The organism is Microbacterium testaceum StLB037 (assembly GCF_000202635.1).
Classification (GTDB): domain Bacteria; phylum Actinomycetota; class Actinomycetes; order Actinomycetales; family Microbacteriaceae; genus Microbacterium; species Microbacterium testaceum_F.
In genome coordinates this window covers 20,430-41,791 of the sequence record NC_015125.1, presented here as the reverse complement: position 1 = coordinate 41,791, position 21,362 = coordinate 20,430, and the positions used below count along the sequence as shown (strand labels likewise).

Sequence of the window (21,362 nt, the reverse complement as noted above, 5' to 3'; positions counted from 1 at the left end):
AAGCGTCCGCGGACTCAGCTCTTGAGCTTGTTCAACGCCGAGCCCTTGTGCGCCGCCGTCGACCCGGACTTCTCCGACTTCACGATGTAGGCCGGTTCGTCGTCGGATGCCGTGAACTTCTGGCCGTCGTGCTGGAAGTCCTTCGTCTTCTTCTCCACGACCTCGCCCTGGGTCCGCCCCTGCGGGGTGTCCCAGCTGACGCGGTCGCCCTTCGACAGATCTTTCGACATGTTCCGTTCCTCTCGTCGGTCCCGCCATGCTGTCGAGGCGGTGCGGGGCGCATCGGGGGATTGACACACCCGAGGGCCTACGTGGTCGGCGATCGATCCGCAATGCCTCCGCGATGTCGGACCCCCTGCGTAGCGTCGAGGGGGGCCTTTCATTTCGCGGCCCACGACGTGAGGAGAGCCATGACCGAGCCGACCACCACGAACGGCGGAGCGCCCGTCGCCAGCGACGAGCATTCCCAGAGCGTCGGGGCCGACGGCTCGATCGCGCTCACCGACCACTATCTGATCGAGAAGCTCGCGCAGTTCAACCGCGAGCGTGTGCCCGAGCGCGTGGTGCACGCCAAGGGCGGTGGGGCGTTCGGCACGTTCCGCACCACCGGCGATGTGTCGGCGTACACGCGGGCGGCGCTGTTCCAGCCCGGCGTCGAGACCGAGATGCTCGCGCGCTTCTCCTCCGTGGCGGGCGAACAGGGCAGCCCCGACACGTGGCGCGACCCGCGCGGATTCTCGCTGAAGTTCTACACGACAGAGGGCAACTACGACCTCGTCGGCAACAACACCCCCGTCTTCTTCGTGAAGGACGGCATCAAGTTCCCCGACTTCATCCGCTCGCAGAAGCGCCTCCCCGGCAGCCACCTGCGCGACAACACGATGCAGTGGGACTTCTGGACGCTCTCGCCCGAGAGCGCGCACCAGGTCACGTGGCTCATGGGCGACCGTGGCATCCCGGCCTCCTGGCGCCACATGAACGGGTACGGCTCGCACACCTACCAGTGGATCAACGCCGAGGGCGAGCGGTTCTGGGTGAAGTACCACTTCCACACCGACCTCGGTCACAAGACCCTCACGCAGGACGAGGCCGACCAGATCGCCGGGCAGGACGCCGACTTCCACATCCGCGACCTGTACGCCGCGATCGAGCGGAACGAGTTCCCCACCTGGACGCTCAAGGTGCAGATCATGCCGTACGAGGATGCCAAGACCTACCGCTTCAACCCGTTCGACCTGACGAAGGTGTGGCCGCACAGCGACTACCCCGAGATCGAGGTCGGCACGATGGAGTTGAACCGCAACCCGGGCAACTACTTCGCCGAGATCGAGCAGGCGGCGTTCGAGCCGTCGAACTTCGTGCCGGGCATCGACGGCAGTCCCGACAAGATGCTGCAGGCTCGCATCTTCAGTTACGCCGACGCGCACCGCTACCGCGTGGGCACGAACTACCAGCAGCTGCCGGTCAACCGCCCGCACACCGAGGTGCACTCGTACTCGAAGGAGGGTGCGATGCGCTACGAGTACAACCCGCCCGAGGTGCCCGTGTACGCGCCGAACTCCGCCGGGGGCCCCGCGGCCGATCCGCGCCGCGCGGGCGACGGCGGGTGGCAGAGCGACGGCGAGCTCGTGCGCTCGGCGGCGACCCTGCACCCCGAGGACGACGACTGGGGCCAGGCCGGAACGCTCGTGCGCGAGGTGATGTCGGCCGAGGCGCGCGACCGTCTCGTCGAAACGATCACCGGGCACGTCGGCGGGGTGACGCGCAAGGACGTGCGCGACCGTGCCGTGCAGTACTGGAAGAACGTGGATGCCGAGATCGGCTCGCGCCTCGAGGCGGCGCTTCCCCCGCTCGAGAGCTCGACCGCGCCCGGCGAGCAGCTCAGCGAGCCGAACCCCGACGGCGACCTCGTGGGGACGGACGTGGCGGGAAATATCTGACCGTGGCCCCGTGGGGTCGGGGGTGCCGTCGGTGCCCCCGATCTCGCGGCGCTCTCACGGGTCACCGCGGGAGGGTGAGGATCTCCGCGGGGCCGTCGGTGATCGCGATGGTGTGCTCGGAGTGCGCCGTGCGGCACCCCGTCGCGCTGCGCAGCGTCCACCCGTCGGCGTCCGTGACGAGGACGTCCGTGTCATCCATCACCCACGGCTCCAGAGCCAGGAGCAATCCGGGACGCAGACGGAAGCCGCGCCCCGGCCGGCCGTCGTTGGGAACGTGCGGGTCGCCGTGCATGGTCGAGCCGATCCCGTGTCCGCCGAACTCGGTGTTGACCGTGTAGCCCGCCCCGGCGAGCACGCGTCCGATGGCGTGGGAGATGTCGCCGATCCGGTTACCCGGTCGCGCCACGTCGATGGCGGCGGCGAGGGCATCTTCCGTGACCTGGATCAGCGCGGCGCTACCGGCGGGGCGATCCGGTCCGACGACGAAACTCACCGCCGCATCGGCGGCGATCCCGTTCTTCGACACGGCGAGGTCGAGGGTGAGCAGGTCGCCCGATCGGAGCGCGTAGTCGCGGGGGAGGCCGTGGAGCACGGCATCGTTCACGGCGGTGCAGATGTGGTGTCCGAACGGACCGTTGCCGAAGGCGGGCGCGTAATCGACGTAGCAGGATCGCGCTCCCGCATCCGCGATCAGTTCGCGCGCCCACTCGTCGATCTCGAGCAGGTTGACGCCGACGGTGGCTCGTCGCCGGAGCTCGGCCAACGTCTCACCCACGATGGCGCCGGTTGTTCGCGCGTGCGCGAGCTGCGTCGCGTTCAGGATCTCGATCATGGTGCTCTCTTTCGCTGACGCGGAATCCACTCGACCGGTCTAACAATACCGGTCTAACAATACCGATACGATGAAGCCATGATGGTTCGTCTGCCGCACACGTCAGAGGTCGTCGCACGGGGTAAGCGCCTGGGTGTGCTCCTGCGGAACGCGCGCGGCGCGCGATCCATCGCGGACGTGGCCGCCTCCGCCGCCGTCTCGCCCGAGACACTGCGCAAGATCGAGACCGGGCGATTGGTCACGCCGTCGTTCGCGACCGTCGCCGCCGTGGCCGGCGCGCTGGGACTGTCTCTCGACGACCTCGCGGCGCAGTGGAACGCGGGGGGTGCGGAGAACGCCGCTGGGGCCGAGCGCGGCGCAGCGTGATCTCGACCATCCTCGTCGAGATCTCGCGCTGGGTGCCGCTGCTGTTCTGGGCGGGATGCGCGGCGGTGGCGGCGACGGCGTGGATTCTTCATCGACTGCGGCTGCGCGTCGCCCTCTTCGTCCTGTCGGGCCTGGCGCTCCTCGCGGTGGCCGGTCTCACGCTCCTTCCCGACGGCGAGCCGTCGGACGGGGGATGTACGGTGCAGTTCTCGGTTCCCCTGCAGGGGATCGACACTCTCGCCAACGTGGCCATGATGCTGCCGCTCGCCCTGTTCCTGGGGGTCGCGACCCGTCGGCCGGTGCTCGTGATCGGCGCCGTTTCCGCGCTGTCCGCCGCCGTCGAGACGGTCCAGGCGCTGGTTCCCGCCCTCGGTCGCCGCTGCGACACCGACGACTGGCTCATGAACACCGTCGGCGCCGCGGTGGGTGGGCTCGCCGCGCTGGCGATCCTGTGGGTCGAGCGCCGTCGGAGTTGCCGCGGTGAGTCGGTCTCCGCGGCCCACGTCTGAGCGGAGTTCGGCAGGCGGCCCGCGGGTCTACAGCTTCGCGCGGTCCGCGCGCGTCAGGCGCCACCGCGATGCCAGCACTCCCGCGATCAAGGCGCCGGCGCCGCCGGCCATCATGTCGCCGATCGTGTCGTCGTAGGTCACGAAGATGGCATCCGTGATGAAGCGGTAACCGAACCACTCCACCATCTCCCACACGGCGCTGAGCGCGAGGCCCGCGATCGTCGCGACGACGATGGGCGTGCGACGGTGTCCGGTGGGTTCGACAACGCGCGCGTCATCGAGCAGGACGAGCGCGACGGCGGCGAGGACGCCGGTGCACGCGAGGTGGACCAGGAGGTCCCACCCCGTCCACGCGCGGTACAGATCGATGACGTTGCTGCCCGCGGCCACGAACACCGTCACGCACGTGACGAGGTCGAGACCCGAGCGCAGACCGATCATGCGCGACAGCATGACGGCGGGCAGTGACATCGACAGCACCGCGAAATCGGTGAACGGCAGCGTGAACAGGGACACGATGACGACGACGATCGCGACGGCCCGCACGACATCGGCCAGCCAGTCCGTCACGCTGCGCGGGGGACGCTTCAGATTGGCGTACATGGCCCGGATCATCGCGCGTCGCTTCCGGGATGGATGCGGACGACCGCCTGCACCGGCAAGTGGTCGCTCGGCCACTGCGTGCCCGTGGGGCGCGGGTCGATGCCCACGGCACGCACGCCGACGTCGGGGGTCGCGAGCAGTGCGTCGATGCGCCGCGCGCCGACCCGGGGGCTCGCGTAGTTGTTGAACGTGCCCCACTCCGCCGTCCGCCGCGCCGGTGCGTACGCCCACGTGTCGACGAGCAGACCGTCGGCGAACATCCCTGCCAGTTCCGCGGAGCGCACGTGCGCGTTGACGTCGGCGGTGAACAGCAGCGGCCGTTCGCGCGCGGCGACGAGATCGTGCAGCCACGACGCCGATCGCCGACGTGCGCGCCGGGAGAAGGCATCGAAGTGCGTGTTGACGAAGGTGAAGCGCGCGTCGGTTGCGCGATCGCGCAGCTGCGCGATGACCGCGACGCGGGGGATGGTGTTGCCCCAGCCCGTCGAGCCCGGGACGTCGGGGGTATCCGACAGCATGACCTGCTCCCACTCCTCGACCTCGATGCGGTCGCGGTCGTAGAAGAGAGGTGTGCCCTCGCCGTCGCGATTCTTCCCGCGCCCGAGCCCGATGCGCCCGTACGCGGACCCGAGGGACTGCTGCACCCAGAGCGCCTGATCGGGCATCGCCTCCTGGGAGCCGAGGAGGTGCGGACGGTTCGCGCTCAGGAAGGTCCGCAGGCGCTGCTTGCGCATCGGCCACCGATCGGCCGGCGGCCAGGTCATCCGGTCGAAGCGCCGGCGGATGTTGAAGCTCATCACGTGCAGGTCGGGCGCGGCGACGTCCGGGAACAGGATGCCGGCCATCAGCGCGCAGCCCCCGTTCCTGCCGCTCGACGTCGAGCGCGGGCCAGCCGCGCCCACCGCACCGGCGGGATGTCTCGGGGCCAGTGCGCGAAGACCGTCCCCGCCCCGCGACGGAAGCAGCGGACGAAACGGCGCGGTTCCACCGTGCGCGAGGAGACCCGCATGTGCCGACCCGGGACTCGGCGGATGCGATGCCGGAGACCCAGGTGATAGGCGAGGTCGAGATCGTCGTGCACCTCCGGGTCGAGGTGCACCTCGTGTCGCACGGCGTCCCACGCCGCGCGGCGGAACGCCATATTCGACCCCCACAGCGGCGTGTGTCCGAGAGCGGGGAACGCGAACGCGTTGTACGTGCCGAGGAACGCCCGCGCCATCGTCACGCGCTGAGACCTCGGACCGTCGTGGAAGACCGCGCCTCCGGTGACGGCATCCACGTCCGGATCGGCGAGAGCTTCGACCATCGTCGCGATCCAGGTGGGGGCCGGCAGGCTGTCGGCGTCGAGACGCAGGATGAGCTCTCCCCGTGCGGCGTCGTAACCGGTGGCGGTCGCGGCGGGGATGCCGCGCTCGCCGCAGAACACCACGCGCGCTCCCGCGGCCCGGGCGATGTCGGCGCTGTCATCGGTCGAGTCGTTGTCGACGACGACGATCTCATCCGCGATGAGCGTCTGCGCCGCCAGAGCGCGTAAGCACCTCCACAGGTGCGGTCCGTCGTCCAGCACCGGGATGACGACCGACACGAGGGGTCCTGCGGGCACGACGAACTCCAGACGACGAGGAATCCTCCACGCTAGGCGATGGCCTCGGCGGCGGTCGGAGGCTTGACGCTTTCGTACCCTGGAGACATGGCATCCGTCCTCAACGTCTCGGCGTACCTCTTCACGCGTATCGACGATCCCGCGGCGGTCCGCGACGCGCTTCGTGAGCGAGCGGTCGAGGCGGAGCTGCGCGGAACGATCCTGCTCGCCGAGGAGGGGATCAACCTCTTCCTCGCCGGGCCCGCCGACCCCGTGCGAGCGTTCCTCGATGAGCTCCGCACCGACGAGCGGTTCGCCGCCCTCGAGACGAAGGACAGCTGGTCGGACGCCGTCCCGCTCGGCAAGCTCCTGGTGAAGGTGAAGCGCGAGATCATCCGCATGGACCGTCCCGAGGTGCGTCCGCAGGACGGTCGTGCGCCCGCCGTGAGCCCCGACACCCTGCGGCGCTGGCTCGACCGCGGCACCGACGACGCCGGACGCGAGGTCGTGCTCGTCGACACCCGCAACGCCTTCGAGGTCGACTACGGAACCTTCTCCGGAGCGAAGGACTGGCGTATCGAGAGATTCACCCAGTTCCCGGATGCCGCCAGCTCCCACCGCGACGAGCTCGCCGGCAAGACGGTGGTCAGCTTCTGCACGGGTGGCATCCGCTGCGAGAAGGCGGCGCTGTATCTGCGGGACGAGGGTCTCGACGCGTACCAGCTCGACGGCGGGATCCTCGGCTGGTTCGCCGCCCACGGCGACGCGCACTGGGACGGCGACTGCTTCGTCTTCGACGAGCGTGAGGCTCTGGATGCGGGGCTCGCGCCGCGAGCGGGCGCCTGATGCTCTGGGATCAGCACGCCTGCGTCGAACTCGTCGAGACCGCTGACATCGCCGAACTGCGGCGGTACCGCGGGGCCGGGGGAGGCTACGTCTCGCTGAACGTCGGCTACGCACCCCACGCGCCCGAGCTCACGGCATCCCTCCTGCGCTCCTTCCGCGCGCAGGTGGACGCGATCGACGGACTCGAGCTCGCCGCCACGGTCGCCGACATCGACCGCATCGCGGCCCGGGGCGACACCGCCGTCGCGTTCGACCTCGAGGACTGCGCACCGCTGGGTGGGAACCTGGATGCCGTCGGCCCCCTCGTCGCGCAGGGCGTGCGCACGCTCGGCCCCACGTACAACCACGCCAACCGTGCGGGCGGCGGCTGCCTAGACCCGGTCGACGACGGCCTCACCCCGTGGGGACGCGACCTCGTGGCGGAGATGAACCGGCGCGGAATGGTGCCGGACGGCTCGCACGTCGGCGCGCGCACGACGTTCGACATGTGCGCGATCTCCACTCGACCGGTCGTGTTCAGTCACTCGAACATGCGCGCGGTGTGGGACCACCCGCGCAACATCACCGACGATCAGGCGCGCGCCGCGGCCGAGACGGGGGGAGTGATCGGCATCACCGGTGTCGGCATCTTCCTCGGCCCCAATACGCCCACCCTCGACGCGATGGTGCGCCACATCGAGTACGCGGTCGGGGTCGTCGGCATCCGGCACGTCGGTGTCAGCACGGACTTCTCATTCGACTGGCCGACGTTCCGTGACACCATCGCCGAATCGCCCGCGCTGTACGACGAGAGCTACACCCGGTGGGGACCCATGGAATGGATGCCGCCCGAGACCTTCGTCGGTCTGGGTTCCGCGCTCTCCGCGCGAGGATGGGCCGACACCGACACCGCCGCCGTGCTCGGCGGCAACTTCCGCCGCGTGGCGGCCGAGAGCTGGGAGCCCCTGACATGACCGATCTCCGAGACGGCGCCGTGTTGCGTCCCGCCCGCGCGGGCGACGAAGAGGGCGTCCTCGCGTGCATTCAGGCGTTGGCCGACTACGAGAACGAGCCGGATGCCGTGGACAACACGGCCGAGATGATCGCCGCGACGTTGTTCGGCGACGACCCGCGCGCTTTCGCGTTCGTCGTGGAGCGGGAGGGGGAGATCCGCGCCATCGCGATCTGGTTCCTCACCTACTCCACGTGGACCGGGCGCCACGGTATCTGGCTCGAGGACCTCTACGTGCACGAGCAGTTCCGCTCGCACGGGTACGGGGTCGCTCTGCTGGCCGCGCTGGCCGCCGAGTGCGTCGAGAAGCAGTACTCGCGCCTGGAGTGGACCGTCCTCGACTGGAACGAACCCGCGATCGGGTTCTACCGTGCGCTGGGCGCGGAGGCGATGGACGAGTGGACCACCCGGCGCGTGACGGGAGAAGCGCTGACGGCGCTCGCCGCCCGGGCGCGCTGATCCCTCGGGAACCGTAGCCTCAGGGCGATCACGGGCCCCCGAACGGCAAAACCGGGCGGATGGGCGGGTACCGTCGAAACATCCGTGTTCACGACCCTGGGGGAAGGAGTCCGTCCGTGCGCTTCCACGAGACGCTCGTCGGGCCGCGGTGGCTCGCGATCGCGGGTGCACTCACTCTGGCGTTCGTCGCGGTTCTTGCCGTCATCGCCCTGCCCGTGCTGATCACGCGAATCGACCGGGTCGGGATCGGCACTCTCGTGGTGTGTGGCGTCGGACTCGTCGCTGTCGTCGGGGCGGGGGCCATGGGGCTCGCTCGACGGATCACCGTCACCGTGGACGACACTCACGTCGACGTACGTCTCGTGCCTTTCCGCGTGATGCACCTCCCGCGGGGACGAGTCGCCGAGGTGCGCGTCTGCCAGGTCGATCCGGCGATGGCGGGCGGCATCGGCTGGCGGATCGTCGGGCGTCGCCGCCTCGCGCTGTGGTCGGCCGGCCCCGCCGTGCGTCTCACCCTGGAGGACGGGTCGCTCCGGATCCTCCAGACGTCCCGCGCGGAAGAGCTGCGCTCCGCGATCTCAGCCGGCCGCGTCGGCGAGGACGGCCTCGGCCGCGCGCTCGCCTGACACCAGTGCCCCTTGGATCGACGCGGTGTCGCGGTGGTCTCCCGCGACGAAGCGACCGTCGTCGAGCCGGACGGATCGGCGCAGCCGCAGGGGCGGATCCTGCGCGGGCAGCGCGCGAGCGATGTCGTCACGCCGGAGGAGCCGCCACGGCCGGGTATCGGCATCCCAGATCTCGGCGAGCTGGCTCCGGATGCCCTCCTCCGTCGCCATGGAGGGCATCACGCAGGTCGCCTGAACGAGGTGCTGCCCCCGCGGGGCGTAGGTCGGGGCGGTGTTCGTCATGACGGCGGTGTTGACGATCGGCCCGCGGCGGCGGCCGTCGACGCGGAGCGCGGCATCGTCGCTCGGCGCGGAATCGGCGGCGAACCACCACGTCTGCAAGCCGCGCGTGCGCGGGAGCTCGACATCCATCGCCGGGTCGAGACCGGCGGCGATCACGACGGTGCGGGCGGTGACGGCATCCCGTCCCTCGATACCGACGTGCCAGCCGGACGCCCGGCGCCGTGTCGAGACAACCCGATGACCAAGGCGGATACCGGCCCCAGCGCGGCGGGCGGTATCCGCGAGCTGCGCGGGAAGCGCTCCGATCCCCGCGGCGGGGACCCCCGGCCGCCCGAACGCGAAGCTGCGGATCAGCAGGCGGACGAACGCGTCCGACGTGCGCTGTCGGTCATCGGCGAGGACCCCGGCCAAGAAGGGCTCGAGCACGCTCTCGCGCAGGGGGCCGCGGAGTCCCGCGCGGTCCCACGCCTCCCCGAGGGGGCGGTCGATGCCCGTTTTGGCGGCCCGCGCCGAAACGAGGGTGGGGCCTGCCCACCGTGCGAGCGCGGCGAGGTCGGCGGGCCGGACGAGACCGGAGCGCAGTGTCTCGAGCAGCGAGGACGGATGCCGCGCGGGATGCGCCAGCCGAGCGAGCCGATCCTCCAAACGGACGCCGACCGCGACGGGGAAGCGCCGCAGCGCGAGCGCCTCGATGTCGACCCCGCGCCGGACGGCGGGGTACGCCGGGTTCAGCACGTGGAAGCCCCGATCGAGCCGGAAGCCGTCGACGATGTCCGTCCGCTCCCGTCCGCCGACGTCGTCGCCCGCCTCGAGCACGACCACATCCCGGCCGGCTTCCGCCAGCCGCGTCGCGCAGCGCAGTCCCGCCAGCCCCGCGCCGACCACGATGACGTCGTATTCGCTCATCCGGCGAGCCTAAGCAGCGCCTCCCCGGGAAACGCGGGGGTTGCCGGTCGGCCAGGATGGAGACATGGCATCCGTCACGATCCTTTTCGTCTGCGTCCACAACGCCGGCCGCTCGCAGATGGCCGCCGGGTACGCGCGGGCGCTCGGTGGCGGGCGCGTCACCGTGCTGTCCGGAGGCAGCGCTCCGGGCTCGGCACTCAACCCCGTGGCGGTGGCCGCGATGGCGGAGGAGGGCATCGACATCACCGCCGAAGTGCCGCAGCTCCTGCTCACCGACGACGTCCGCGCGTCCGATGCGGTCATCACGATGGGCTGCGGCGACGCGTGCCCGATCTTCCCCGGCAAGCGCTACGAGGACTGGGAGCTGATCGACCCCGCGGGGAAGGGGATCGAGGAGGTTCGCGCCATCCGAGACGACATCAAGGCGCGTGTGCAGCGTCTGCTCGACGATCTCTTGACCTGAGAAAGGGCCCGGATGCCATGGCATCCGGGCCCTTCGAAACGCCTTACGCGGAGGCTTCCTCGCGCTTCGGCAGCACCCAGCCGGGGCGCACGAAGTGGCACGTGTACCCGTTCGGGATGCGGACCAGGTAGTCCTGGTGCTCGGGCTCGGCCTCCCAGAAGGGCGCCTCGGGCTCGATCGTGGTGACGGCCTTCGCGGGCCAGATGCCCGACGCGTCGACGTCGGCGATCGTGTCACGCGCGACCTTCTCCTGCTCGGGCGAGAGCGGGAAGATCGCCGAGCGGTAGCTCGTGCCGACGTCGTTGCCCTGACGGTTCAGGGTCGACGGGTCGTGGATCTGGAAGAAGAACGCGAGGATGTCGCGGTACGACGTCTGCATGGGGTCGAAGACGATCTCGACGGCCTCCGCGTGACCGGGGTGGTTGCGGTAGGTCGCGTGGTCGTTCTGCCCGCCGGTGTAGCCGACGCGCGTGTCGAGCACGCCGGGCTGGCGACGGATGAGGTCTTCGACGCCCCAGAAGCAGCCGCCGGCGAGGACGGCGGTCTCGGTGCCGGGGCGGCGGGTGATCTCGCCGGTGTCAGTGGGTCCGCTGGTCATGGTGGTGCTCCTTTTGCGGTTGCGGAACGGAAAGAGGTTCATGAGGCTCGGCTCTCCGGGAACAGCGAGAGGTAGGCGCCGTAGCCCTGTTCCTCGAGTTCGGCGACGGGCACGAAGCGGAGGGCAGCCGAGTTCATGCAGTATCTCAGCCCGCCGGCATCGTGCGGGCCGTCGTCGAACAGATGACCGAGGTGGCTATCGGCCCCGGCCGAGCGCACCTCCGTGCGCGTCATCCAGAGGCTCCGGTCGGTCTTCTCCACGACGGCTGCGTCGTCGATGGGCTTCGTGAAGCTCGGCCAGCCCGAACCGCTCTCGAACTTGTCGGTCGAGGAGAACAGCGGCTGTCCTGACACGACATCGACGTAGATGCCGTCCTCGTGGTTGTCCCAGTACTCGTTGCGGAACGGCGGTTCGGTGGCGTCGTCCTGCGTGACGGCGAACTGGTGGTCGGTGAGGCGGCTCAGCGCCTCCGACGTCTTCCGGTACTCCGTGCTCACGGTTCGTATCCTCTCGTCGTGTCGCTCTGGAGCGGGCGACATGGGTAAGAACGTCGCGCCCCGCTGATTTGGTCCCGCGGGGCTGGGAGCGGGCTGTGAGTTCCGGGGAGGTGCGGATGCCGAGGGCAAGCCCCGCGGTTCTCCTCGGTGCCCGCGTTAGCGTGGCGCACATCGACCAGGAGGTTCGCATGACCCGCACCATCGTCATCACCGGCGCCAGCGACGGCATCGGCGCCGCGTCCGCGAAGCAGCTCGTGCAGGTCGGCGAGGAGGTCGTCGTCGTCGGTCGGAACCCGGAGAAGACCGCTCGGGTCGCCCGCTCCCTCGGCGTCGACTCGTTCGTCGCGGACTTCAGCGACCTGGCGCAGGTGCGGGAGCTCGCGGCATCCCTCCTCGAGAGGTACCCGCGTATCGACGTCCTCGCCAACAACGCCGGCGGCGTCTTCGGCGAGCGCACCCTGACGAAGGACGGCTACGAGACGACCTTCCAGGTCAACCACCTCGCGCCCTTCCTGCTCACCAATCTGCTTCTCGAGCGGCTGCTCCAGTCGCAGGCGTCCGTCATCCAGACCTCGAGCGCCGCCGCGAAGCTCTTCCCGCGCTTCGACATCAACGATCTGCAGGGCGAGAGGCGGTACTCGTCGACCGCTGCGTACGGCAATGGGAAGCTCGCCAACGTGCTGTTCACCAAGGAACTCCACCGTCGGTTCGGCGAGTTCGGCCTGTCGGCTGCGGCGTTCCACCCCGGGGTGATCGCCTCCAATTTCGGCGCGTCCAGCGGCGGTCCGTGGAAGTTCCTCTACGGCGGCCCGTTGGCGAAGAGCCTCATGACCTCGACCGCGGTGGGCGGCGCGCGCCTGACGTGGCTCGCCCTCGGCAAGCCCGGCATCGACTGGGAGCCCGGCGGCTTCTACGCCAACAACAAGCCCGCTCGCACGAGCCGGCTGGCCGACGATCCGATGATCGCCCGGCAGCTGTGGGAGCGCAGCGCCGTACTGGTGGATCTCGACGACTGATCGGCTCCCGTCCTCACGGCACGTGTGACGTGGCGGATGATGGGGACGTGAATCGCACGGATCGGCTCTACGGGCTGGTGGAGGAACTGCGGGCCGCCTCGCCGCGGCCCCGCAGCGCCCGCCGTCTCGCGGAGCGGTTTGAGGTGTCGGTCCGCACCATCGAGCGCGACCTTTCGGCTCTCCAAGAGTCGGGCGTGCCGATCTGGGCGGAACCCGGCCGCACCGGTGGGTACGTCATCGACGCGTCCGCGACGCTGGGGCCGGCGGGGTTCACGCTCGACGAGGCGCTGGCGGTGCTGATCGGGCTCGGCACCCTCGGGCGCAGTCCTTTTCGACAGTCCGCGCGGACGGCGGCCCGCAAGATTCTCGCGGTCATGCCGGACGGCGACGCGGCCCGCGCGAGAGCCTCGGCTTCGCGCGTCCACTTCCTGGAGAGCGAGGACGAAGTCGTCGTGCCGCCCGAGTTCGCCGCGGCCTTGCGCGCCGACCGGGTCGTGCGTCTCCGCTACCAGGACGCGAACGGAGCCGAGTCCTTTCGCGATGTCGAACCGTTGGGGTCCATCAGAAAGGAGAGGCAGTGGTATCTCATCGCCTGGTGTCGGCTGCGTGACGGGGTGCGCGCGTTCCGGGGAGACCGGATGCTGTCGATCGAGGTGACCGAGGAGCGCCCCGCGCAACGAGCCGTCCGGGCCGCGGACCTCGGGATCCTCTACGGGCGTTTGCGGTCGGTGGTCGAGGACTGATCTCGACGGACTTCAGGAAAGACCGACAGGACGGTGTCGCGACCATCGGTGAGGCTGAGGCGTTCAACTCGTCACCTCATCCGAAGGAATCCCATGCCGTTCGCCTCCCTCCGTATCGTCACCGACGACCTCGACGCTCTCGTCGCCTTCTACGAACGGGTCACCGGCCAGCAGGCAGAGCGCCCCGCTGCCGTCTTCGCGCAGTTCAGCGGCCCGGGGGCGAAGCTCGCGATCGCGAGCACCGCCACGGTCGCAATGCTCGACGGGGCTCTCGTCCCCGCCGCCAACCGATCCGTGTTCATCGAGTTCGAGGTCGACGACGTCGATGCCGCGTTCGCCGCACTCCCGCTCGAGGGTGAGGACATCGTCCTCGAACCGACCACGATGCCGTGGGGAAATCGGTCGGCTCTGATCCGCGACCCCGACGGCAACGTCGTGAATCTCTTCAGAACTCCTGGCGTGAGGTAGCGCGAGGCGCGCGTCCCCCCGGCCGCGCGCGGGTCCGAAGCGCGAAGCCGACATGTCCCCTTGGGCAAGCCCGAAGCTAGGCGTTCCCTATGTATCAGCCCGCTCGTCGGCATTCTTGGAGCCGTCTGGGGAGTCCTCCCGCACGCTGAGCGCATGACCGCAGCACCCGCCCTCGCCGCCCCGCCCGCCGCCGCCGTGCGCGGCGCTCGCCGTGTCCCGCGGCGCACGCCGAACTCCCGGGCCATCTGGAACCTCGCGGCGATCGTCGTCATCTGGGCGACGAGCCTCGTCGTCGTGGCCGTGTGGGTCGCGGGCGGCGAGGTGCAGTCGCTGCTGGCCGGGGGAGCGGACTCGCTCAACGCTCTCGGTCGCGCCGCGGGCCTGGCATCCGCGAACCTGCTCTTCTACCAGGTGCTGCTCATGGCGCGCGTGCCGCTGTTCGAGCGCGGCTTCGGTCGCGACGGCATCACCCGCATGCACCGCATCGTCGGCTTCTGGTCGTTCGCGCTCTTCACGGCGCACATCACCCTGCAGATTCTGGGGTACGCGGTGCAGGCGGGCATCAACCCCCTCGAGCAGGCGTGGCAGTTCGTGTGGGACTACCCGGGCATGCTGCTGGCGACCGCGGGGACCGGACTGCTGCTGCTGGTCGTGGTCACCTCGGTGCGCAAGGCGCGCACGCGTCTGCGGTACGAGTCGTGGCACCTGCTGCACCTGTACGGCTACCTCGGCCTCGGCCTCGCCATTCCGCACATGCTGTGGACGGGCGCCGACTTTACCGTCTCGCCCGCCGCCACCGTCTACTGGTGGGCGATGTGGGCAGTGACCGCGGCGACGGTCGTCGTCTTCCGCCTCGGGCTTCCGCTGGCGAGGTCGCTGCGCCACGGCATCCGGGTCAGCGCTGTCGAGCGCGACGGTCGGAGCGGTGTCTCGGTGCGCATGACCGGGCGCCGGATCGACGCCCTGAAGGCCCGCGGCGGTCAGTTCTTCGTCTGGCGCTTCCTCGACGGCGCGGGCTGGACGCGCGGACACCCTTTCTCTCTCTCCACTGACCCGGCCGGCGGGGAGCTCGTCATCTCGGCCCGTTTCGTCGGCGACGGCACACAGCGGCTCGCCGCGCTCCGCCCCGGCACGCGGGTGCTCATCGAGGGGCCGTACGGAACGATGACCGCCGACGAACGCCGCGGCGGTCACCTGCTCATGATCGGCGCCGGTGCGGGCGTCGCGCCGCTGCTCGCGATGCTCGAAGGAGCCGACTGGGCACCGGGCGAGGCGACGCTCATCGTGCGCGACCACACCGCCGGTGACGCCCTGCGCGCCGAGGCCATCGACCGCCTCGTGCGGGAGCGTGGTCTGCGGCATGCGCCGCTTCCGGGACCGCGGGCGCACACCGCCTCCTCGTGGTTGCCGAGCTCGCACGCGCAGTGGGCCGGGGCCGACCTCATCCGTTACGTCTCGCCGCGACCCGCCGACACCGACGTGTTCCTGTGCGGGCCCCAGCCGTGGATGGATGCCGTGCGCGCCGACCTGCGCCGTGCGGGCGTCCTCGCGGAGCGCGTCCACCTCGAAGCCTTCACCGTCTGAGGAGACCCCGATGAAGAAGATCGTCTACGCCCTCATGGCGACCGTCACCGGCCTCGTGCTGCTGTTCAGCTACCGCACCTCGACGGTTCCCGAGTCGACGAGCGCTCTCGCCGACGCCCCTTCGTCGGGTGTCGCGACGGCTCCGAAGACCACGACGACCACGCCGAGCCCCTCGGCATCCGCCTCCTCCGGCTCGACGACGAGCGGCTCGAGCTCGAGCGGCTCGACCATGCAGACCTCGTCGAGCGGCCTCACCGACGGCACGTACACGGGGCAAGCGGTGAACACGCGCTACGGGGCGGTGCAGGTGCAGATCACCGTGTCGCAGGGAGTGATCACCGACGTGCAGGTGCCGCGGTACCCCTCCGAAAGCGGGCGTGACCAGCAGATCAACTCCCGGGCGCTCCCCGTCCTGGTGAAGGAGACCGTGCAGGCCCAGAGCGCCCAGGTCGACATGGTTTCGGGTGCCACCTACACCAGTACCGGGTACCGCACCTCGCTGCAGTCCGCCCTCGACCAGGCCCGCGGATGAGTGCCGCCTTCACCGTCACCGCCCCCGTCATGGGCACCGTGGCCTCGATCACTGTCCTCGGCGCCGCGCGGCGCGACGGCGACGTCGGTGCCGCGGTCTCTGCGTGCATACAACGCTTGCGCGACGACGAGCGCGTGTTCTCGACCTACCGAGACGACTCCGACATCTCCCGGCTCCGTGACGAGGAACTCGAGCTCGGTGCGATCGACCCGCGGGTGGCCGAGGTGGCGGAACGGTGCCGCGACCTGCGCGAGCGCAGCGGGGGTCGCTTCGACGCGCACTGGCGTGGATGGTTCGATCCCACCGGCTACGTCAAGGGATGGTCGACGGATGCCGCGGCGCAGGCCTTCGACGCCTTGCTCGAGAACGGCGGGATCGAGGCGGTCGGCGTCAATGTCGGCGGTGACATGCGCCTGCGCACCGCCGCGACCAGTTCGCACGTCTGGCGTGTCGGCATCGCGCACCCCACGCACGAGGGGGAGCTGCTGGCCACGGTCGAGGTCGTCGACGGAGCCGTCGCCACCTCGGGCACCGCCGAGCGCGGGGCGCACCTGATCGATCCCCGCACGGGCGTGCACCTCGCCGGTCCCGTGAGCGCGACGGTCATCGCCGACGACCTCACCACGGCCGACGCGTGGGCGACGGTGGCGGCCATCGCCGGGATCGACGACCTCGAGTGGCTTCCGGTGGCGCCGGTGGCATCCGGAATCGTATGGGAGCACGGTCGCAGCCGCCGGTTCGCGGGCGGCATCGAGGTCTCGGCCTTCCGCGACACGGTGGTCGGCTGAGCCCACCCCCTCAGCGTGCTCGGGGGAGGTGCAGCGCGAAGACGGTTCCGGCGGCGGACGTGCGCTCGACCTCGACGCGTCCGCCGTAGCGTGTCGCCGCCTCGCGAACGAGGGACAGGCCCAGGCCGAAGCCGCGGCGCCGGCCCGACTCGGCCCCGCGCGCGAAGCGGTTGAAGATGCGCGGGAGATCGTCGTCGCGGATGCCGGAGCCGGTGTCCGCGACGCGGATCACCACGTCGTGCGACTCGGCCACGGCCGAGATCGTCACCGCGGACCCCGCGGGAGTGTGACCGATCGCGTTGTCGAGCAGCGCCGTGCACATGCGCACCACCGTGACCGCGGGGACGGCGACCGTGACGTCGGGAAGCTCGCCGACGCGCAGGGAGACGCCCGCGTCGGTCGCGAGAGAGGCCAGCGTGGACACGGCCGCCGGCACGCTCTCGTCGACGCGGGCCGCACCCGCGTGCGCGCTTCCTTCGGCGGTGAGCAGCATGTCGGCCAGCACGTCGTCCATGACCTGCGCATCGCGGCGCAGCTGCTCGAGCGGTTCGTCGATCGCCTCGCCGCGGCTCTGGCGTCGCTGGACGATCTGGATACGGCTCGTCAGTGCGGTGAGAGGTGTGCGCAGCTCGTGGCTGGCGTCGGAGACGAACGCTCGCTGCCGTCGCAGCGCCTCGTCGAGGGGCCGGACCGACCAGCGGGCCGCGGCCCACGCCACCACGCCGAGCACGACGACGCCGGCGACACCGAGGGCGAGCACCCAGGGCAGCACGTCGTCGAGATCGACCACGAACCGGTCGCCGGCCACCCCGCCGGGTGAGGGTCTGTGCCCACCGCCCTCGGTGCGCGCCTGCGTCAGGAGGACGGACACCAGGATGCCGACGCCGACGGCGATCGCGACGGCCGAGGCACCCGCCACCAGGGTGCCCACCCGCACGGCCGAGCGGTGGACGATACGACGGTCGTCGTCGACGCTCACTGCTCCGCTCCTGCCCGGTAGCCGCGGCTGCGGACCGTTTCGATGACATCGGTTGCGGTCTTGCGGCGCACGTAGTGCACATAGGTGTCGACGGTGGTGACCGCTTCCGGTGACGAGAACACCGCGCCCGCGATCTCCTCGCGCGAGAAGACATGATCAGGGCTGCGCGACAACAGGTCGAGCACCGCGTTCTCCGTTGCGGTGAGGGCGACCCGTGCGCCGCCGGGCCCATAGACGACGCCTGTGTCGGGAAGGTAGGTCCAGTCGGCGACGGCGCGGCGACGACCCTCGGCGCGGAATCCTCGCAACAGCGCGCGTAGTCGCGCGAGGAGCTCGTCGAAGTCGAACGGCTTCAGCAGGTAGTCGTTGGCCCCGGCGTCAAGACCCTCCACACGGTCGGAGACGGCGCCGAGCGCCGTCAGCATCAACACCGGGGTCGTCATGTGCGCGGCGCGCAGGTCGCGCACGATCTCGGCGCCGTCGCGGCCGGGGAGCCGTCGGTCGAGCAGGATGACGTCGAACCGGCCGCGGAGCGCCTGATCGCGGCCGGTCGTGCCGTCCGTCTCATGGACCACCTCGTAGGTCTCGCGCAGGACTTCGAGGGTCATTGCCGCGATCTCGGCGTCGTCCTCGACGTAGAGCAACCGAGGAAAGGTCACCGGGCACCCGCCCGGGGCGGTTCGACTTCCCAGCCCAGTCTCTCGAGGGCGTCGTGCAGCCGCCGTGCCTGCGCCCACGCGACCTCCCTCGACACGTCGGAGTAGACGTCGATCGCGAAGGGTGGGGGATCGGCGAACTTCGGGATCTCGACTTCGGCCCAGGCGTGCGGCGCGAGCCAGACCCGGGGGCGGGAGGTGCCCGCGTCCTCGACGCCGCCGTCGGCGGCGAAGGCGATGACGTCGAGGGCGTCGAGTTTGGTGATGGGCATGTCCACGACGAGCGTGACCGCGTGCAGCGTGTCCGACATGGTGTACCTCCCGTCTCCTCATCCTCACACGGGGATCGCCCGCGGGACCCGTGTTCGAGGTCGCATAGCTGGGGCACAGGATCGGTCAAGTCCCGGTGAGGGTCAGTCCCGCAGAGTCGTGCATCGACACCATCCCCGACTCCGGAGGCGACCATGAGCAGGATCCCCGACACCCAGATGACCCCCGAAGGTCCCGCATACGAGGGGCGGTTGCTCGACCGGGCCGACGAACCCGTCGTCGACCAGGGCGCGCCGTTCGACATCCGCACACTCGTGTCGCGCCGCGGGATCCTGGGGCTGGTCGCCCTCGGTGCCGGCGCCGTCACCCTGGTCGCGTGCACCCCGGCCGCGACCGGGACGACCACCGCCACGACCGCCACGCCGACCGCGACCGCGTCGGCGACCCCCACCGCTTCGGCGACGACCTCGGCCGCCGCGCTGCCCGCCGGCGAGATCCCCGACGAGACCGCCGGCCCCTACCCGGGAGACGGATCCAACGGCGCCGACGTCCTGGAGCAGTCCGGAATCGTCCGCAGCGATCTGCGCTCGAGCCTCGACGGCGGCGCGACAGCGGCGGGAACCCCGATGACCCTGAACCTCACGATCTTCGACACCGCGAACGGCGACACGCCCATGACCGGGGCCGCCGTGTACGTCTGGCACTGCGACACCGAGGGGAACTACTCGATGTACTCCTCCGGCATCGAGAACGAGACGTACCTCCGCGGCGTCCAGGTCGTCGGCGACGACGGCGTGGTGTCGTTCACCTCGATCTTCCCCGGCTGCTACGACGGCCGGTGGCCGCACATCCACTTCGAGGTGTACCCGAGCGTGGATGCCATCACCGACGCCTCCAACGCGATCGCGACCTCGCAGGTCGCCCTGCCGAAAGAGACGTGCGACGTCGTCTACGCGGACACGAGCCTGTACCCCTCCTCGGCGTCCAACCTCACGCGCGTCTCGCTCGACAGCGACAACGTCTTCGGCGACGACGGGGGAGCGCTCCAGCTCGCCACCACCTCCGGCGACAACGCGTCCGGCTACACCGTCTCGCTCGGCGTCCGCGTCGACACCGCCACCACCCCGACCGCGGGCGCCGCTCCGGGCGGGCGCTGAACCGAATCGAAAGGAACCCCTCTCATGCTGCAGAACCTCACCGGCTGGCACGCCCTGATCGTGCTGGCGGTCATCGTCCTCATCTTCGGAGCCGCCAAGCTCCCCGCCCTCGCCCGCAGCCTCGGGCAGTCCGTCCGCATCTTGAAGAGCGAGGTGGGCGACTCCCGCGCCGATGCCGCGGAGGCCCCCACCGACGAGACCTCGGTCCACGCGCACGCCGAACGCCCGGCGGCATCCGCCACGCCCGTCCTCTCCCCGCCGAGCACGCCGTGACCACCGCCGTCGCCCCCTCCGCCGCGTCCTCCCGATCCGAGGCGCCGCGGTCGGCCCCCATGCCCGTCGCCGCCCACCTCGAAGAGGCGACGCGTCGCGCGGTGTGGGCGGCGGTGGCCATCGCGCTCGGTGCCATCGCCGGTTGGTTCCTGTACGAACCCGTGATGGACCTGGTCCGGACGCCGATCGCGCAGATCGCGGCCGAACGCAACGCGAGCCTCAACTTCGACAGCGTGACCGGGGCCTTCGACCTCCACCTTCGCGTCGCGCTGGTCGCGGGGTTCGTGCTGTCGAGTCCGGTCTGGCTGTACCAGCTCTTCGCCTTCGTCCTCCCGGGTCTGACCCGGCGGGAACGGCGCTACGTCCTCGGCTCGGTCGGCGCCGCGGCGCCGCTCTTCATCGCGGGATGCGCGACCGGACTGCTCCTCTTCCCGCACATGGTGTCGGTGCTGGCGGGATTCGCCTCGGCCGAGGACTCCACGATCCTCGACGCGGGGACCTACATCGACTTCGTGCTGAAGATCGTGGTGGCGACGGGGATCGCGTTCGTCGTGCCCGTTCTCCTCGTGGTGCTGAATCTCGCCGGGGTCCTTCCCGCCCGCACCCTCGCGCGGAGCTGGAGATACGCCCTCGTCGGCATCGTCGTCTTCAGTGCCCTGGCGACCCCGTCCGCCGACGTGCTGTCGATGTTCCTCGTCGCGGTCCCGATGAGCGGCCTGTTCGCGGCGGCGCTCGCCGTCGCCGCCCTCCACGATCGCTCGGTCGCGCGACGGACGACCGCCCCGGCGGGGGAGGAGCCACCGTGTTCGGCCTGACCTTCGAGAAGCTCCTGCTCGTCGGCTTTCTCGCCGCCGTGATCCTCGGCCCGCACCGCTTGCCCACGGTGGTCGCCCGGGTCGCCGCGCTCGTGCGGAGCCTCCGGCGGACGGTGGATGCCGCTCGGCTGCGCGCCGCGGACGAGCTCGGTGTCCCCGCCGACGCGGCGCAGTGGCGAGCGCTCGACCCGCGGCAGTACGACCCACGCCGGATCATCGCCGAAGCGCTCGCGGCGCCGTCCGTTTCGGCCCCGCCTTCATCCGCTCCGCACGAGTCCGCCCCGCCCCCGTCGGACGTCGCCCCGGCCGGGTCGACGCTCCTCGCCCCGACCATCGAGGGGGAGACGAGCGAGGTCGGCGAGGCCCGGCATCCGGTCCCTCCGCCTCCCGAGACCACCCCGGCTCCCCGACGCGTCCGTGTCGGCACCTCGGCTCACCCGCGGTGGATCGTGCTGGCGGAGGAGGGGGAGCCCGAGAGCAGCGGAGAGAATGCCGATGGAGGTCTCTCGCGCACTGGACCGGAGCGTCCCGTTCTGCTCTACTGAGCCCGGACCGCTCGCGCGAGGGCGCGCGGATCGGTC

The 21,362-nt window shown here is 70.6% G+C and carries 29 protein-coding genes; 18 read left to right on the top strand and 11 right to left on the bottom strand.

Annotated elements, in window-relative coordinates:
• Positions 1-14: 14 nt before the first annotated feature.
• Positions 15-230, bottom strand: a complete 216-nt coding sequence (locus MTES_RS00210; RefSeq protein ID WP_013583132.1) for a DUF2945 domain-containing protein — start codon at positions 228-230, stop codon at positions 15-17.
• A 180-nt stretch (positions 231-410) separates the two neighbouring features.
• Between MTES_RS00210 and MTES_RS00205 the strand changes: the two genes are divergently transcribed.
• Complete coding sequence (locus MTES_RS00205; protein WP_013583131.1) at positions 411-1,940, top strand: catalase; 1,530 nt, start codon at positions 411-413, stop codon at positions 1,938-1,940.
• A 61-nt stretch (positions 1,941-2,001) separates the two neighbouring features.
• Here MTES_RS00205 and map read toward each other — a convergent pair whose 3' ends face one another.
• Complete coding sequence (gene map / locus MTES_RS00200; protein ID WP_013583130.1) at positions 2,002-2,772, bottom strand: type I methionyl aminopeptidase; 771 nt, start codon at positions 2,770-2,772, stop codon at positions 2,002-2,004.
• A gap of 81 nt (positions 2,773-2,853) precedes the next feature.
• Between map and MTES_RS00195 the strand changes: the two genes are divergently transcribed.
• Together MTES_RS00195 and MTES_RS00190 are read left to right on the top strand one after the other, a co-directional pair.
• Positions 2,854-3,138 carry a helix-turn-helix domain-containing protein gene (locus MTES_RS00195; RefSeq protein ID WP_043361724.1) on the top strand — a complete coding sequence of 95 codons (285 nt, stop codon included), beginning with the start codon at positions 2,854-2,856 and terminating at the stop codon, positions 3,136-3,138.
• Complete coding sequence (locus MTES_RS00190; RefSeq protein WP_013583128.1) at positions 3,135-3,647, top strand: VanZ family protein; 513 nt, start codon at positions 3,135-3,137, stop codon at positions 3,645-3,647. The genes MTES_RS00195 and MTES_RS00190 overlap by 4 nt, the downstream gene beginning before the upstream one ends.
• A gap of 27 nt (positions 3,648-3,674) precedes the next feature.
• Here MTES_RS00190 and MTES_RS00185 read toward each other — a convergent pair whose 3' ends face one another.
• The 3 genes from MTES_RS00185 to MTES_RS00175 are packed head-to-tail and all read right to left on the bottom strand — an operon-like array spanning position 3,675 to position 5,853.
• The gene (locus tag MTES_RS00185) at positions 3,675-4,250 is read right to left on the bottom strand and encodes a hypothetical protein (protein ID WP_043361723.1); all 576 of its coding nucleotides are present in this window, start codon (positions 4,248-4,250) and stop codon (positions 3,675-3,677) included.
• Positions 4,251-4,258: 8 nt separating this feature from the next.
• Positions 4,259-5,095 carry an endonuclease/exonuclease/phosphatase family protein gene (locus MTES_RS00180; protein ID WP_013583126.1) on the bottom strand — a complete coding sequence of 279 codons (837 nt, stop codon included), beginning with the start codon at positions 5,093-5,095 and terminating at the stop codon, positions 4,259-4,261.
• Positions 5,095-5,853, bottom strand: a complete 759-nt coding sequence (locus tag MTES_RS00175) for a glycosyltransferase family 2 protein (RefSeq protein ID WP_013583125.1) — start codon at positions 5,851-5,853, stop codon at positions 5,095-5,097. Before MTES_RS00175 ends, MTES_RS00180 begins: the two co-directional genes overlap by 1 nt.
• Before the next feature lie 87 nt (positions 5,854-5,940).
• Between MTES_RS00175 and MTES_RS00170 the strand changes: the two genes are divergently transcribed.
• The 4 genes from MTES_RS00170 (at position 5,941) to MTES_RS00155 (ending at position 8,754) form a co-directional block, all read left to right on the top strand.
• Positions 5,941-6,678 carry a sulfurtransferase gene (locus tag MTES_RS00170; RefSeq protein ID WP_013583124.1) on the top strand — a complete coding sequence of 246 codons (738 nt, stop codon included), beginning with the start codon at positions 5,941-5,943 and terminating at the stop codon, positions 6,676-6,678.
• Complete coding sequence (locus MTES_RS00165) at positions 6,678-7,631, top strand: dipeptidase (protein ID WP_013583123.1); 954 nt, start codon at positions 6,678-6,680, stop codon at positions 7,629-7,631. Before MTES_RS00170 ends, MTES_RS00165 begins: the two co-directional genes overlap by 1 nt.
• A complete protein-coding gene (locus MTES_RS00160) occupies positions 7,628-8,128 on the top strand; it encodes a GNAT family N-acetyltransferase (RefSeq protein WP_013583122.1) in 501 nt (166 codons plus the stop codon). Before MTES_RS00165 ends, MTES_RS00160 begins: the two co-directional genes overlap by 4 nt.
• Before the next feature lie 116 nt (positions 8,129-8,244).
• The gene (locus tag MTES_RS00155) at positions 8,245-8,754 is read left to right on the top strand and encodes a hypothetical protein (protein WP_013583121.1); all 510 of its coding nucleotides are present in this window, start codon (positions 8,245-8,247) and stop codon (positions 8,752-8,754) included.
• Here MTES_RS00155 and MTES_RS00150 read toward each other — a convergent pair.
• Positions 8,707-9,942, bottom strand: a complete 1,236-nt coding sequence (locus MTES_RS00150; RefSeq protein ID WP_013583120.1) for an NAD(P)/FAD-dependent oxidoreductase — start codon at positions 9,940-9,942, stop codon at positions 8,707-8,709. The two genes, MTES_RS00155 and MTES_RS00150, sit on opposite strands and share 48 nt — an antisense overlap.
• A 64-nt stretch (positions 9,943-10,006) precedes the next feature.
• Here MTES_RS00150 and MTES_RS00145 point away from each other — a divergent pair, with 64 nt between their 5' ends.
• Positions 10,007-10,405, top strand: a complete 399-nt coding sequence (locus tag MTES_RS00145) for an arsenate reductase ArsC (RefSeq protein ID WP_013583119.1) — start codon at positions 10,007-10,009, stop codon at positions 10,403-10,405.
• Between the two features lie 43 nt (positions 10,406-10,448).
• On the opposite strand, the gene msrA is transcribed toward MTES_RS00145, so the two are convergent.
• Together msrA and msrB are read right to left on the bottom strand one after the other, a co-directional pair.
• Complete coding sequence (gene msrA / locus MTES_RS00140; protein WP_013583118.1) at positions 10,449-11,003, bottom strand: peptide-methionine (S)-S-oxide reductase MsrA; 555 nt, start codon at positions 11,001-11,003, stop codon at positions 10,449-10,451.
• A gap of 38 nt (positions 11,004-11,041) precedes the next feature.
• Positions 11,042-11,500, bottom strand: a complete 459-nt coding sequence (gene msrB, locus MTES_RS00135; protein ID WP_013583117.1) for a peptide-methionine (R)-S-oxide reductase MsrB — start codon at positions 11,498-11,500, stop codon at positions 11,042-11,044.
• Between the two features lie 188 nt (positions 11,501-11,688).
• Between msrB and MTES_RS00130 the strand changes: the two genes are divergently transcribed.
• From MTES_RS00130 to MTES_RS00105, 6 genes are all read left to right on the top strand, one after another.
• The gene (locus tag MTES_RS00130) at positions 11,689-12,516 is read left to right on the top strand and encodes an SDR family NAD(P)-dependent oxidoreductase (protein ID WP_013583116.1); all 828 of its coding nucleotides are present in this window, start codon (positions 11,689-11,691) and stop codon (positions 12,514-12,516) included.
• 47 nt (positions 12,517-12,563) lie between these two features.
• Positions 12,564-13,259: a helix-turn-helix transcriptional regulator gene (locus tag MTES_RS00125; protein ID WP_013583115.1), complete on the top strand. Its 696-nt coding sequence runs from the start codon at positions 12,564-12,566 to the stop codon at positions 13,257-13,259.
• A 93-nt stretch (positions 13,260-13,352) separates the two neighbouring features.
• A complete protein-coding gene (locus MTES_RS00120) occupies positions 13,353-13,727 on the top strand; it encodes a VOC family protein (protein ID WP_013583114.1) in 375 nt (124 codons plus the stop codon).
• Positions 13,728-13,880: 153 nt separating this feature from the next.
• A complete protein-coding gene (locus MTES_RS00115; RefSeq protein WP_013583113.1) occupies positions 13,881-15,311 on the top strand; it encodes a ferric reductase-like transmembrane domain-containing protein in 1,431 nt (476 codons plus the stop codon).
• A gap of 10 nt (positions 15,312-15,321) precedes the next feature.
• The gene (locus tag MTES_RS00110; RefSeq protein ID WP_013583112.1) at positions 15,322-15,843 is read left to right on the top strand and encodes an FMN-binding protein; all 522 of its coding nucleotides are present in this window, start codon (positions 15,322-15,324) and stop codon (positions 15,841-15,843) included.
• On the top strand, positions 15,840-16,631 hold the full coding sequence (locus MTES_RS00105; protein WP_013583111.1) for an FAD:protein FMN transferase: 792 nt from the start codon (positions 15,840-15,842) through the stop codon (positions 16,629-16,631). The genes MTES_RS00110 and MTES_RS00105 overlap by 4 nt, the downstream gene beginning before the upstream one ends.
• Positions 16,632-16,641: 10 nt before the next feature.
• Here the strand turns inward: MTES_RS00105 and MTES_RS00100 are convergent, their stop codons facing one another.
• Genes MTES_RS00100 through MTES_RS00090 form a run of 3 tightly spaced genes read right to left on the bottom strand, consistent with a single transcriptional unit; the run spans position 16,642 to position 18,577 of the window.
• Positions 16,642-17,610 carry a sensor histidine kinase gene (locus MTES_RS00100; protein WP_013583110.1) on the bottom strand — a complete coding sequence of 323 codons (969 nt, stop codon included), beginning with the start codon at positions 17,608-17,610 and terminating at the stop codon, positions 16,642-16,644.
• Entirely contained in the window at positions 17,607-18,269 is a 663-nt protein-coding gene (locus MTES_RS00095; protein ID WP_043360801.1) for a response regulator transcription factor, read from the bottom strand. Before MTES_RS00095 ends, MTES_RS00100 begins: the two co-directional genes overlap by 4 nt.
• Positions 18,266-18,577 (bottom strand): hypothetical protein, encoded by a 312-nt coding sequence (locus MTES_RS00090; RefSeq protein ID WP_013583108.1) that lies wholly within the window; start codon positions 18,575-18,577, stop codon positions 18,266-18,268. Before MTES_RS00090 ends, MTES_RS00095 begins: the two co-directional genes overlap by 4 nt.
• A 153-nt stretch (positions 18,578-18,730) precedes the next feature.
• Here MTES_RS00090 and MTES_RS00085 point away from each other — a divergent pair, with 153 nt between their 5' ends.
• Genes MTES_RS00085 through MTES_RS18255 form a run of 4 tightly spaced genes read left to right on the top strand, consistent with a single transcriptional unit; the run spans position 18,731 to position 21,326 of the window.
• Positions 18,731-19,693, top strand: a complete 963-nt coding sequence (locus MTES_RS00085; protein WP_013583107.1) for a 3,4-dioxygenase subunit beta — start codon at positions 18,731-18,733, stop codon at positions 19,691-19,693.
• 24 nt (positions 19,694-19,717) lie between these two features.
• A complete protein-coding gene (locus MTES_RS00080) occupies positions 19,718-19,966 on the top strand; it encodes a twin-arginine translocase TatA/TatE family subunit (RefSeq protein ID WP_013583106.1) in 249 nt (82 codons plus the stop codon).
• Complete coding sequence (gene tatC / locus MTES_RS00075; RefSeq protein ID WP_013583105.1) at positions 19,963-20,781, top strand: twin-arginine translocase subunit TatC; 819 nt, start codon at positions 19,963-19,965, stop codon at positions 20,779-20,781. Before MTES_RS00080 ends, tatC begins: the two co-directional genes overlap by 4 nt.
• Complete coding sequence (locus tag MTES_RS18255) at positions 20,769-21,326, top strand: Sec-independent protein translocase subunit TatA/TatB (RefSeq protein WP_013583104.1); 558 nt, start codon at positions 20,769-20,771, stop codon at positions 21,324-21,326. The genes tatC and MTES_RS18255 overlap by 13 nt, the downstream gene beginning before the upstream one ends.
• Positions 21,327-21,362: the final 36 nt, after the last annotated feature.

What these genes read in the sequence shown, in the direction of transcription:
- MTES_RS00210 (WP_013583132.1), bottom strand. Translation starts at nt 230, where the DNA reads ATGTCGAAAGATCTGTCGAAGGGCGACCGCGTCAGCTGGGACACCCCG.
- MTES_RS00205 (WP_013583131.1), top strand. Translation starts at nt 411, where the DNA reads ATGACCGAGCCGACCACCACGAACGGCGGAGCGCCCGTCGCCAGCGAC.
- map (WP_013583130.1), bottom strand. Translation starts at nt 2,772, where the DNA reads ATGATCGAGATCCTGAACGCGACGCAGCTCGCGCACGCGCGAACAACC.
- MTES_RS00195 (WP_043361724.1), top strand. Translation starts at nt 2,854, where the DNA reads ATGGTTCGTCTGCCGCACACGTCAGAGGTCGTCGCACGGGGTAAGCGC.
- MTES_RS00185 (WP_043361723.1), bottom strand. Translation starts at nt 4,250, where the DNA reads ATGTACGCCAATCTGAAGCGTCCCCCGCGCAGCGTGACGGACTGGCTG.
- MTES_RS00180 (WP_013583126.1), bottom strand. Translation starts at nt 5,095, where the DNA reads ATGGCCGGCATCCTGTTCCCGGACGTCGCCGCGCCCGACCTGCACGTG.
- MTES_RS00170 (WP_013583124.1), top strand. Translation starts at nt 5,941, where the DNA reads ATGGCATCCGTCCTCAACGTCTCGGCGTACCTCTTCACGCGTATCGAC.
- MTES_RS00165 (WP_013583123.1), top strand. Translation starts at nt 6,678, where the DNA reads ATGCTCTGGGATCAGCACGCCTGCGTCGAACTCGTCGAGACCGCTGAC.
- MTES_RS00160 (WP_013583122.1), top strand. Translation starts at nt 7,628, where the DNA reads ATGACCGATCTCCGAGACGGCGCCGTGTTGCGTCCCGCCCGCGCGGGC.
- MTES_RS00150 (WP_013583120.1), bottom strand. Translation starts at nt 9,942, where the DNA reads ATGAGCGAATACGACGTCATCGTGGTCGGCGCGGGGCTGGCGGGACTG.
- MTES_RS00145 (WP_013583119.1), top strand. Translation starts at nt 10,007, where the DNA reads ATGGCATCCGTCACGATCCTTTTCGTCTGCGTCCACAACGCCGGCCGC.
- msrA (WP_013583118.1), bottom strand. Translation starts at nt 11,003, where the DNA reads ATGACCAGCGGACCCACTGACACCGGCGAGATCACCCGCCGCCCCGGC.
- MTES_RS00130 (WP_013583116.1), top strand. Translation starts at nt 11,689, where the DNA reads ATGACCCGCACCATCGTCATCACCGGCGCCAGCGACGGCATCGGCGCC.
- MTES_RS00120 (WP_013583114.1), top strand. Translation starts at nt 13,353, where the DNA reads ATGCCGTTCGCCTCCCTCCGTATCGTCACCGACGACCTCGACGCTCTC.
- MTES_RS00115 (WP_013583113.1), top strand. Translation starts at nt 13,881, where the DNA reads ATGACCGCAGCACCCGCCCTCGCCGCCCCGCCCGCCGCCGCCGTGCGC.
- MTES_RS00110 (WP_013583112.1), top strand. Translation starts at nt 15,322, where the DNA reads ATGAAGAAGATCGTCTACGCCCTCATGGCGACCGTCACCGGCCTCGTG.
- MTES_RS00105 (WP_013583111.1), top strand. Translation starts at nt 15,840, where the DNA reads ATGAGTGCCGCCTTCACCGTCACCGCCCCCGTCATGGGCACCGTGGCC.
- MTES_RS00090 (WP_013583108.1), bottom strand. Translation starts at nt 18,577, where the DNA reads ATGTCGGACACGCTGCACGCGGTCACGCTCGTCGTGGACATGCCCATC.
- MTES_RS00085 (WP_013583107.1), top strand. Translation starts at nt 18,731, where the DNA reads ATGAGCAGGATCCCCGACACCCAGATGACCCCCGAAGGTCCCGCATAC.
- MTES_RS00080 (WP_013583106.1), top strand. Translation starts at nt 19,718, where the DNA reads ATGCTGCAGAACCTCACCGGCTGGCACGCCCTGATCGTGCTGGCGGTC.